General features: G+C 65.5%; 7 protein-coding genes. 3 read left to right on the top strand and 4 right to left on the bottom strand.

Annotated elements, in window-relative coordinates:
• Positions 1 to 41: 41 nt before the first annotated feature.
• Together dnaE and SPYCA_RS05410 are read left to right on the top strand one after the other, a co-directional pair.
• Positions 42 to 3,530 (top strand): DNA polymerase III subunit alpha, encoded by a 3,489-nt coding sequence (gene dnaE, locus SPYCA_RS05405; RefSeq protein ID WP_120219249.1) that lies wholly within the window; start codon positions 42 to 44, stop codon positions 3,528 to 3,530.
• A 78-nt stretch (positions 3,531 to 3,608) separates the two neighbouring features.
• The gene (locus tag SPYCA_RS05410; RefSeq protein ID WP_120219250.1) at positions 3,609 to 5,213 is read left to right on the top strand and encodes a long-chain fatty acid--CoA ligase; all 1,605 of its coding nucleotides are present in this window, start codon (positions 3,609 to 3,611) and stop codon (positions 5,211 to 5,213) included.
• Here the strand turns inward: SPYCA_RS05410 and SPYCA_RS05415 are convergent.
• The 4 genes from SPYCA_RS05415 to SPYCA_RS05430 all read right to left on the bottom strand — a co-directional run bounded on the left by SPYCA_RS05415 (position 5,210) and on the right by SPYCA_RS05430 (position 9,555).
• Positions 5,210 to 6,298, bottom strand: coding sequence for a PA0069 family radical SAM protein (locus SPYCA_RS05415; RefSeq protein WP_120219251.1), 1,089 nt, complete (start codon positions 6,296 to 6,298; stop codon positions 5,210 to 5,212). The two genes, SPYCA_RS05410 and SPYCA_RS05415, sit on opposite strands and share 4 nt — an antisense overlap.
• A 183-nt stretch (positions 6,299 to 6,481) precedes the next feature.
• On the bottom strand, positions 6,482 to 7,006 hold the full coding sequence (moaB, locus tag SPYCA_RS05420; protein ID WP_120219252.1) for a molybdenum cofactor biosynthesis protein B: 525 nt from the start codon (positions 7,004 to 7,006) through the stop codon (positions 6,482 to 6,484).
• Positions 6,996 to 8,723, bottom strand: coding sequence for a lytic transglycosylase domain-containing protein (locus SPYCA_RS05425; RefSeq protein WP_232003533.1), 1,728 nt, complete (start codon positions 8,721 to 8,723; stop codon positions 6,996 to 6,998). Before SPYCA_RS05425 ends, moaB begins: the two co-directional genes overlap by 11 nt.
• Positions 8,724 to 8,766: 43 nt before the next feature.
• Positions 8,767 to 9,555: a uracil-DNA glycosylase family protein gene (locus tag SPYCA_RS05430; protein ID WP_120219254.1), complete on the bottom strand. Its 789-nt coding sequence runs from the start codon at positions 9,553 to 9,555 to the stop codon at positions 8,767 to 8,769.
• 119 nt (positions 9,556 to 9,674) lie between these two features.
• Here SPYCA_RS05430 and SPYCA_RS05435 point away from each other — a divergent pair, with 119 nt between their 5' ends.
• Positions 9,675 to 11,330, top strand: coding sequence for an electron transfer flavoprotein-ubiquinone oxidoreductase (locus SPYCA_RS05435; protein WP_120222165.1), 1,656 nt, complete (start codon positions 9,675 to 9,677; stop codon positions 11,328 to 11,330).
• Positions 11,331 to 11,474 lie beyond the last annotated feature (144 nt).

An 11,474-nucleotide genomic window follows, 5' to 3' on the forward strand; every position in this document is an offset into this window, starting at 1 on the left:
AGGCCATGGTCGAATCATCCCGGTCACGTTAGCGTCACCCGATGGCCTACAGCCCCTTCGTTCCCCTGCGCGTCTTTTCCAGTTACACGATGCTCGAAGGGGCGATCGAGCCCAAGGCGATTGCCAAGGCGGCGCGCGAGCGCGGATTTCCGGCGATTGCAATTGCCGATCGCAACGGGCTCTATGGCGTCATGGCCTTTGGCGAAGCGTGCAAGGCCGCCGGGGTGCAGCCGATCGTCGGCGCGCTGCTCAGCGTTGCGCGGCCTGGGCAGCGGATGGCGAACGGCGCGCCGCTGATCGACTGGCTCGCGCTTTATGCGCAGGACGAGACGGGTTACAATAATCTCTGCGGGCTGGTGTCGGCGGCCCATCTCGCGCGACCCGTCGAGTTGGAACCGCACATTGTCTTGGCCGATTTGGCGGGCAAGACCGACGGCCTCCTCTGCCTGACGGGCGGTGGCGAAGGCGCTTTGGCGCGCCTGCTCGCGGGCGAGCAGCAAAGCGCCGCCGAAGATTATGTCGAGCAACTGGAGGCGCTGTTCGGCGGACGGCTTTACATCGAGCTGTCGAGGCGCGGCGACGCCACCGAGCAGGCGGCCGAAAATGCACTGATCGAGATGGCCTATGCACGCGCGCTGCCGATCGTTGCCACCAATCCCGCCAATTTCGTCGAACCGCAATTCCACGCCGCGCACGATGCGATGCTGTGCATCGCGCAGTCGGCCTATGTCGAGAGCGAGGATCGCCGGTCGAGCAATCCCGAGGCGTGGCTGAAGCCCGCGGAGGCGATGGAGGATGCCTTTTCCGACCTGCCCGAAGCGATCCGCAACACGCTGGTGATCGCACAACGCTGTGCGTTCATGGCGCCGAAGCGCAAGCCGATCCTGCCGAGCCTTGCGGGCGACCGTGAAGGCGAGGCCGCGCAATTGAAGGCCGACGCCCATGCGGGGCTGGAGGCGCGGCTCGCGCTCTATCCCGACCTGACCGCCGACGAGCGGCAGGCCTATGTCGAACGGCTCGATTATGAGATCGACGTCATCACGCAAATGGGCTTTCCCGGCTATTTCCTGATCGTTGCCGACTTCATCAAATGGGCGAAGGCGCAGGATATTCCGGTTGGACCGGGGCGCGGGTCGGGCGCGGGCAGCGTCGTTGCATGGGCGCTGACGATCACCGACCTCGACCCCTTGAAATTGGGCCTGCTGTTCGAGCGATTCCTCAATCCCGAGCGCGTGTCGATGCCCGACTTCGACATCGACTTCTGCGAAACGCGGCGCGGCGAGGTGATCCGCTATGTGCAGGAGAAATACGGTCGCGACACCGTCGCGCAGATCATCACCTTCGGGAAGCTGAAGGCGCGCGCGGTGCTCAAGGACACCGGGCGCGTGCTCCAGATGAGCTATGGCCAGGTCGACCGGCTCGCGAAGCTGGTGCCGAACCATCCGACCGACCCCTGGACGCTCGAACGCGCGCTGAATGGCGTTTCGGAGCTGATGACCGAATATAAGCAGGACGACGGGGTGCGGCGCCTGTTCGACATGGCGCGCCAGCTGGAAGGGCTTCCGCGGCACAGTTCGACCCACGCCGCCGGCGTGGTGATCGGCGATCGGCCGCTCGATCAACTCGTCCCGCTTTATCGCGACCCGCGCTCGGACATGCCCGTGACGCAGTTCGACATGAAATATGTCGAGACCGCGGGGCTGGTGAAGTTCGACTTCCTCGGCCTCAAGACGCTGTCGGTGCTGAAGGAGGCGCGGCGGCTGCTCGCGCTGCGCGGGATCGACGTCGACCTCGACACCCTCGCGTGGGACGATCCGGCGGTTTATGAACTGCTCCAGCGCGGCGACACCGTCGGGGTGTTCCAGCTCGAATCCGAAGGGATGCGGCGCACGCTGTCGGCGGTGAAGCCGACCAATTTCGGCGACATCATCGCGCTCGTCGCGCTCTATCGACCGGGGCCGATGGACAATATCCCGCTGTTCGGCGCGCGCAAGAACGGGCGCGAGCCGATCGCCTATCCGCACCCGCTGCTCGAGGGCATCCTCGCGGAAACATACGGGATCTTCGTCTATCAGGAACAGGTGATGCAGGCCGCGCAGATTCTGGCCGGCTACAGCCTCGGCGGCGCCGACCTGCTCCGCCGTGCGATGGGCAAGAAGATTCAGGCGGAGATGGACGCGCAGCGCGAAACCTTCGTCAAGGGCTGCGGCGAGCATAACCAGATCGACGCGAAGACCGCGAACGAGCTGTTCGACTTGATCGACAAGTTTGCGGGCTATGGCTTCAACAAGAGCCATGCCGCCGCCTATGCGCTGCTCTCCTATCAGACGGCATGGCTGAAGGCGCATTATCCGCATGAGTTCTTTGCCGCGTCCATGTCGTTCGACAGCCACCAGACCGATAAATTGTCGGTGTTCATCGACGACATGCGGCGGCTGAATATCGACATTGCGCCGCCGTCGATCAACGACAGCGAAGCCGATTTTTCGGTCGGCCGCACCGACGGGGGACTGGCGGTGCGCTATGCGCTGGGGGCGCTCAAAGGCGTCGGTGAAAAGGCGATGGAGGCGCTGGTCGCCGAGCGGCAGGCGAAGGGCGATTTCGCCAGCCTCGACGATTTCGCGAGCCGCATCGACCCCAAGCTGCTCAATCGGCGGCAGATTGAGGCGCTTGCCGGGGCGGGGGCCTTTGATTGCGTCGAGCCCGACCGCCCGCGCGCCTTTGCGGGCGCCGAGGCTCTGCTGGCTTGCGCCAATGCATCGGCGCACGAACGCTCGACGGGGCAGGGCGGCCTGTTCGGCGGCGACATCACGATCGCGCCGGCATTGCAGCTCCCCGCCGCCGAGCCCTGGACGCTCGCCGAGCGGATGACGCGCGAAAAGGAGGCTTTCGGCTTCTACTTTTCGGCGCATCCGGTCGAGCAATATGAAGCGATCCTGTCCGCGCGCGGCGCGCGCACCTATGGCGACATCTGCGAAAATGTCGAAATGACGCCGGGCACGCGCATTCCGATGGTGATGGCGGCGATGGTCGAAAGCGCGCGCGCGCGCGTATCGCAGCGCGGCAACCGCTTTCTCAATCTCACGCTCTCCGATCGTAGCGGACAATTCCAATCGAGCTGTTTTGACGAAGCGGCGGGAAAGGTGCTGGAGGGACTGGCGGGCGAGGGAGGCTGCGCGTTGCTATCGGTCGAGCTCGATCTGCTCGAGGGCGAGGAAACGCCGCGCGTGACGGTGCGCGGGGCGCAGCCGCTCGCCGACATCGCCGCGACCGCCTCGCTCCAGCTGCTGTGCCGCGTCGAAGCGCCCGAGGCGATCGCCGAAATGGCGCGCCTGCTCGAAAAGCGCGGCGATGCGCGCGGTCGGGTGATAGTGGCGACGCCCGATCCAATGACCGACGAGGATGTGCGGATCGAACTGGGGCGTGGATTTGCGCTCGGCCCCGATATCGTCACGCGGCTCGACCTTGTGCCGGGGATATCCGAAGCCGCGCTGTCGCTGGTGGCTCCGCGCGAGTTCCGGGTGCGCTGACGCGCTTTGCCCCTTGCACAGCGGCGCGCTCGCGCCCTATTCCTGAGCGGCAACGACAAGAATAGAGGATGCCGCACCATGGGAATGCAGGGCCAGCCGCTGCTCGTCACCAGCCTCATTGACCACGCCGCACGCGAACATGCGGGACGCGAGATTGTCTCGCGATGGGCCGATGGAAGTGTGACGCGATCGAACTGGGGCGAAATCGGAACCGACGCACGGCGCTTTGCCGCCGCGATGGTGAAGCTGGGGATGAAGAAGGGCGATCGCATCGCCACGCTGGCGATGAACCACGGCCACCATCTTGTGAGCTGGTACGGGACCGCCGGGATGGGCGGGGTGCTGCACACGGTAAATCCGCGGCTGTTCGACGAACAGCTCGTCTATATCATCAATCACGCCGACGATCGGGTGCTGTTCTTCGACGCGGCTTTCCTGCCGATCGTCGAGCGGTTGCGCGGCCAGCTTTCATGCGTCGAGCATTTCGTGCTGTTCGACGCGCCGCCGCAGGGCGACTATCAATCCTATCGCGACCTGATCGCGGCCGAGGACGGCAGTTTTGAATGGGTCGAACTGGACGAGCGCGACCCGGTCGGGCTTTGCTATACCAGCGGCACGACGGGCAATCCCAAGGGCGTATTATATGAGCACCGCTCGAACGTCATTCACGCGATCACCGAAATCCAGCCCGACGCCTTCGACCTGTCGAGCCGCAGCGTGATCCTGCCGATTGTCCCGATGTTCCATGCGAACAGCTGGGGCATCCCCTTCGCGGCGGCGACAGTCGGCGCGAAGCTGGTCTTTTCGGCGACCAATGATGCGCAGACCTTGTGCGACCTGATGCACGCCGAGGGTGTCACGCACAGCGCCGGGGTGCCGACGGTGTGGCTTGCGATGTTCGCGCATATGGATGCGACCGGCATGGATTATGGCGCGCTCAAACATGTCACCATCGGCGGGTCGGCGGCGCCGCGCGCGATGATCGAACGCTTCATGAAGGCGGGCGTCCATGTCGGGCACGCCTGGGGGATGACCGAGACCAGCCCGATCGGGACGATGGGCAAGCGGCCGTGGAACTGGGACGCGCTGAGTTTCGACGAGCAGGTGGACATCATCTGTCGCCAGGGCTGCCCGCCCTTCGGGGTCGAACTGCGCATCGTCGACGACGAGGGCAGGGAACTGCCGCGCGATGGCCAGACCAGCGGGCGGCTGCAGATCCGCGGACCGTGGATCATCCAGCGCTATTTCAAGGCCGATGCCGACGCAGCCGACGCCGACGGCTGGTTCGACACCGGCGACGTATCGGTGCTCCACCCCGATGGCGTGATGCAGATCACTGACCGCGCGAAGGATGTCATCAAGTCGGGCGGCGAATGGATCAGCTCGATCGAGCTGGAAAATGCCGCGGTCGGCGCGCCCGGCGTGCAGGAGGCGGCTGCGGTCGGCGTCTATCATCCGAAATGGGATGAACGGCCGATCCTGCTGATCGTACGGAAACCCGGCGCGGAGGTCAGCGAGGCGGAGATCATCGACTATCTGAAGGACAAGGTTGCCAAATGGTGGCTGCCCGACGAGGTGGTGTTCGTCGACGAACTGCCGCACACCGCCACGGGCAAGATTTTGAAGCGCCAGATCCGCGATGACTATAAGGATTATAAGCTGCGGTCGCTCACCGCGGCCTAGAACAGCTCCATTTGACCATTACGCTCCGGCGGCCTGAACAGGTCGCTGCGCAGTGGCGGAAAGCTGCGGTCCATGCCATGCGCGCGGGCGGCGCGTTTGATGCGCTGGCGGATCAGCTGCGGCCAGATGCCTTGCCCCTTCATGCGGCTGAAGAAGTCGGGGTCGTTATCGCGCCCGCCGCGAATGTCCTGCATCATGTGCATCACCTTGGCCGCGCGGTCGGGGTAATGCGCGTCCAGCCAGGCGCGGAAAAGCGGAGCCACCTCATAGGGCAGCCGCATCAATATATAGGACGCGCGGATCGCACCCGCGTCCGCCGCCGCGGCCATGATCGCCTCTATCTCATGGTCGGTGATCGCGGGGATGATCGGCGAGATATTGACCTGCGTCGGCACGCCCGCGTCGATGAGCTTGCGGATCGCGGCGAGGCGGCGGCGCGGATGCGGCGCGCGCGGTTCGAGGGTGCGCGCAAGCGCGGCATCGAGCGTCGTGACCGAGATCGCGACGCCGACCAGATTGTCGCGCGCCATCGCCGCGAGCAGGTCGATGTCGCGCAGCAGCCGGTCGGACTTGGTGGTGATGAGCAGCGGATGGCGCGTTTCGGCGAGCACCTCGATCACCGAGCGGGTGATGCCCCATTCGCGCTCGATCGGCTGGTAACCGTCGGTGTTGGTGCCGATAGCGAGCGGGGCGGCGGCGTAGCCCTTTTTTGCAAGCTCGGCGCGCAGCAGGGTGGCCGCGTCGGACTTGGCGAACAAGCGGCTTTCGAAGTCGAGACCGGGCGACAGGTCATGGAAGGCGTGGGTCGGGCGCGCGAAGCAATAGATGCAGCCATGTTCACAGCCGCGATAGGGATTGATCGAACGGTCGAAGCTGATGTCGGGCGATTTGTTGCGCGAAATGATCGTTTTGGGATGCTCGACCGTCACCGTCGTGCGGAGCGGCGGCGGGGCACCGTCCACATCCTCCGCCGCGTCGAGCCAGTCGCCATCGGCCTCGCGATCGAGCGAGCCGGTGCGCGTCGGGCGCGGGTTGGCGGGAGCGCCGCGACCGGAGGTCGGGGGCAGGGGTTTGGCGGGTTCCACCGAGCGAGTTTATCGCCGTTGATGGAACAAATAAAGAACATTTGTCGTCGCCAGCGCAAGTTCACCCTGTCCTTCTTCGCGCCTTTGCGTGAGATTATCGGGGACTCACGCAAAGGCGCAAAGGCACGAAGAAGAGGGCAAAAAATGGATATCCGCGGCCGCCCGAAGGAAACAACCGCGGGATCATTCCATCAATCGCGGCATCAGGTCGACGAAATTGCAGGGCTTGTGCCGACTGTCGAGCTGACTCGACAAAATGCCTTCCCACGCGTCGGTGACGGCGCCGGTCGAGCCGGGAAGCGCGAAGATATAGGTGCCGCGCGCGACGACGGCGCATGCGCGCGACTGTATGGTCGACGTGCCGATCTTCTGATAGCTCAGCCAGCGAAACAGCTCGCCAAAGCCCGGAATATCCTTGCCGTCGAGCCGATGCAGCGCCTCGGGCGTCACATCGCGGCCGGTGAGACCCGTTCCGCCGGTGGTGATGACGACATCGACATCGGGATCGTCGATCCAGTTGTGGAGGCGCGAGACGATGAGGTCGGTCTCGTCCTTGATGATCGCGCGCGCGGCGAGAATATGCCCCGCGCCGGTGAGCAGTTCCTCCAGCTTGTCGCCCGACCGGTCGTCGCCGGCGCTGCGGCTGTCCGAAATCGTCAGCAGCGCGATGCGGACAGGCTTGAAGGCCAGGCTTTCGTCAATCGGCATCGGCGAGCCCGCCAGCCCAGGTCAGGCGCGTGCGATCTTTGCCATCGGGAAAGCGCGGCCATTTGCCCTGCGCGAGCGCGGCACGGCTGTCTGACGGCTTGCCTTGCTGGGCTTCGTACATCCAGTAATTGCGCAGCACGATGCCGACATAACCGCGCGTTTCCCAATAGGGGATCGATTCGATGTAGAGCAGCGGGTCGCCATTGTCGCGTATCTCGCTCTGCCAGCGCGCGACGGGCGCGGGCCCGGCGTTATAGGCGGCGATGACCTTGGGCAGCAGGCCGCCGGTAGCGGGTTCGCGGCTCAGATACTGGAGATAGCGCTGTCCGAGGTCCATGTTTACCGCCGGTGTCTTGAGGTCACCCAGCGCGGCAACCGCACCTTCCCAGCGCACGACATCGCGCGCAGTGCCGGGGCGCACCTGCATCAGCCCCGTCGCGCCCGCGCTGCTCACCGCGGCGCGCTGGAAACGCGACTCCTGAAGGGTGTGGGCAAAGACGAGCGCGGGATCGACGCGCCAGCCGCCGCTCGGTTCCCATCTGGGTTGCGGGTAACGCGCGGTTGCTGCGGGCTTGCGGCCATGCGGCGTGTTGTGCGCGAGATAGAGCTGCGTTTCGGGCAGGCTGAGTGCGCCCGCCATCGCGATGAGCGCGTCGTGCTGGTCGGGATGGCCGATGCGGGCCTGGTGGCGCAGCGCTTCGCCGGCGTAATTTTCCTCGCCGAGTTCGGCGAGCGCCATGGCGAGCCGTACATTGGGAAGCCCCTGGAGCGCGCGCCATGCGCTGCGATCGGCGCGGAGCGTTTCGCGCTGGCTGACTGGCGCAACGCCGAGCGTCTCGGTCGCGAGCAGGCCGTAAAGCGTCTCCTCATTCGCTGCGGCGGCGCGCAGTCGCGACTGGACCGCCGCCGGTTCGCCCGCCGCGACCGCCGCGCGCGCCGCCCAATAATAGGCCGCGGCGCGCAGCTCGCTGTCGGGCGCTTCTTTTGAAACGCGATCGAAGGCGGCGAGCGCGGTGCGATAGTCATGGAGCCGCCATGCGGCGAGGCCCTGAACCCATGCGCCTTGCGTCGCCCAGGGCCCGCCGTCGGCGGTGCAGGCAAGCGCGAGACGGAGCGCATTGGCGTCGTCGTTTTCGATATAATAGGACCAGGCGACCTTCTGCCGCCATTCGGCGCGCGCCGCGGGGCTCAGCTGGTCGATGACGGCGTTGAGCAGCGCTTCGGCGCCCGCGGGGTCGTCATTCTTGATCCGGTCGGGGATCGTGCGCGCGAGGCCCGCGGCGACCGGGTCGCTGCTCACCGCGTCGGCGCCGAGGCGGCGCGGCGCGCTGCCGGCCCAGGTGAGCCGCGTTTCGGGGGGCAGCGCGGGAATGTCGATCGCGCCGCGCCTTGTCGCAAGGCGGGCAAGTTGAGGCGCCTGCGGAAGAAATGGAGCACGCGCAAGGATGGGCATGATGTCGGCGACTTCGGCGCGAGGGCTGTTCGCGGCGACGAGCAGTTCGGCGCGCAGAAAATCGGTGAGCGGATCGGCGTCGGCACTGTCGAGAAGCGCCTTGGCCTCGGTCCACCGCTCGCCACGGATCGCGGCCAGGATCTGCCCGTAATGCTGCTTCTGCTTGGCCGACAAGATGCCGGGGACGGTTTGAGGCGCAGCGGTGAGGCCGGGCATGCCCGCATCGGCGGCAATCGCCGGAACGGAGATGATCGTGAGCGCCATGGTCGCGCAGGATAAAAGGATTCGGGTCACAATCGGCATTCTGTCAACGTCCCCAGTTGAACAGTTTCAGGCTATCCCACGCTGCTGCCTTCTGCGCGGGGCGGGCCAGCAGCATCGCGGGATGCGCGACGGCTACCGTGTCCACCTTGCCGCCATCCTGGTTAAGATCGAGTGACTTTCCGCGCGCGTTGGGGAGCGACAGCCCCGTCGTCATACGGAGAATATCGCCGCCGACCAGCAGCAGCCGCCGCGGTGCGGCGAGGCGCAGATGGTGCCACAGCAATCGCTCCAGTTCGGTGCTGTCCTGCGCGGCGATGCGGCCGCCCGGTGGGCGGGTTATGGCAAGGCTGGCGAGATAGCATTGGCCGCGCGTCAGGCCGATCGCCCGCAGCATCGCGTCGAGCAGCGTGCCCGCCGGGCCCGCGAACAATTGCCCCTCGCGCTGATCGTCGATTTCGGGCCAGGCGGTGAGCAGCATCAGCGGCGCGGCGGCATCGCCGACGGGGAGGACGCGGCGCGCGTCCCACTGGCTGCCCGGAACCTCGTCGCTGCTGGCCAGCCATTGCTGAAAATCGTTCCACTCGTCAGGAAGCGCGATGGGCCCTCTGGGTTCGGCGGGCGCTTCGGCGGGCTGACGCTGAAGCACGGCGGGCAATGGCTGCGCTTCGGGCGCCGGGTCGGCGACGCGCTTCGGCCGCGATGCCGCAGCGTCATTGGCCGGCGGCACGGCGAGCCACCCCGCCGGCCGGTCTCCGACCAGCGCTTCGACCCCTGCCAGCGACCACCAGTCGCAATAGCTTTCCGCCAGCAATGCAGTGTTTGGCCCGCCCATGAAAATGTTTGAAACAGGAGGTTGACGGGCGCGTCAATTGGCGGGCATCGCATTTCGTGACAGAATGAGCGCCGGACACGATGAATGATCGGCGCGGGGACGGCAGAAAGGTGATTGCGGTGAGCGAACGGGAATCGATGCCCTATGACGTGGTCATCGTCGGCGCGGGTCCGGCGGGACTTTCGGCGGCGATCCGCCTCAAGCAACTGGCGAATGCGGCGGGGAGCGAACTGTCGGTGTGCATCCTCGAAAAAGGGTCGGAGGTCGGCGCGCACATCCTGTCGGGCGCGGTGATCGACCCCAGGTCGCTCGACGAGCTTTTGCCCGAATGGCGGACCATGGGATGTCCGCTCGCCGAAGTTCCGGTCAATGACAACCAGCATTGGGTGCTGACCAGGAAAAAGAAGTTCAACCTGCCCGAGTTCATCTCGCCGCCCTTCATGCACAACAAGGGCACTTATACGGGCAGCCTCGGCAATCTTTGCCGCTGGCTCGCCGAACAGGCCGAAGGGATGGGGGTCGAAATCTTCCCCGGCTTTCCTGCCGCCGAAATCCTCTATCACGAAGATGGCTCGGTGAAGGGCGTCGCCACCGGCGACATGGGCGTCGCGCGCGACGGCAGTCACAAGCCCGACTATGCTCCCGGCCTCGAACTCCACGCGAAATATACTTTCTTTGCCGAAGGTGCGCGCGGGCATCTGACCAAGATGCTCAAGCCGCAATTCGCGCTTGACGCCGATTGCGAGCCGCAGGTCTATGGCCTTGGGGTCAAGGAATTGTGGGACATCGATCCCGAAAACCACGCGCCGGGGCGCGTCATCCACACGCAGGGCTGGCCGCTCGACGAACATGCCAATGGCGGCGGCTTCCTCTATCATCAGGCGAACGGACAGGTGGCGCTGGGGTTCGTGACCTGGCTCAACTATCGCAATCCGCACATCTCCCCCTTTCAGGAGATGCAGAAGTGGAAAACGCACCCCGAAATCGCGAAGATCCTGAAGGGCGGCAAGCGCGTTTCCTATGGCGCGCGCGCGATCAGCGACGGCGGCTATCAGTCGGTGCCGAAGCTCGCTTTCCCCGGCGGCGCCTTGATCGGGGACAGCGCCGGTTTCCTCAATGTGCCGCGCATCAAGGGGACGCACACCGCGATGAAGTCGGGCATGATGGCGGCCGAGGCGGCCTTTGCGGCGGTGACCGCCGGCCGGTCGGGCGACACGCTCGACGCCTATCAGGCCGCCTATGACGACAGCTGGGTCAAGAAGGAGCTCAGCGTCGTGCGCAACGTCCTGCCGCTTGTCGAAAAATGGGGCGACCTTGGCGGTACGATCCTCGCGGGCATCACCATGTGGGCCGAGACGCTCAAGATCAGGATGCCGTTCACGATGAAGCATCATCCCGACAATGAGACGCTCTATCGCGCCGACATGATGCCGAAGCCCGATTATCCGAAACCCGACGGTGTGTTGACCTTTGACCGCCTCTCTTCGGTGTTCCTGTCGAATACCAACCATGAGGAGGATCAGCCGGTTCACCTCCAGCTCAAGGATCCGTCGATCCCGGTCGAATATAATCTGCCGCTCTATGACGAACCTGCGCAGCGTTATTGCCCCGCGGGGGTCTATGAAATCGTCGGCGCGGAAGAGGGCGATCCCAGGTTCGTGATCAACGCGCAAAACTGCGTCCATTGCAAGACGTGCGACATCAAGGATCCGACCCAGAATATCAACTGGGTCACCCCCGAAGGCGGCGGAGGCCCCAATTATCCGAATATGTAAGCCCGTTGGTCTGTCGATCGCGGCCGCGCTGCTTGGTGCGGCAACCCCCGTCGGGGCGACCGACGGCGACGGCGCCGCGCTGAACGCGCTGGTTCGCGCGCGGCTGGCCGAAGAGCACGGCGCACCTGCGGCGGCGCTGTCGGC

Source organism: Sphingopyxis sp. FD7 (assembly GCF_003609835.1).
Lineage (GTDB): Bacteria > Pseudomonadota > Alphaproteobacteria > Sphingomonadales > Sphingomonadaceae > Sphingopyxis.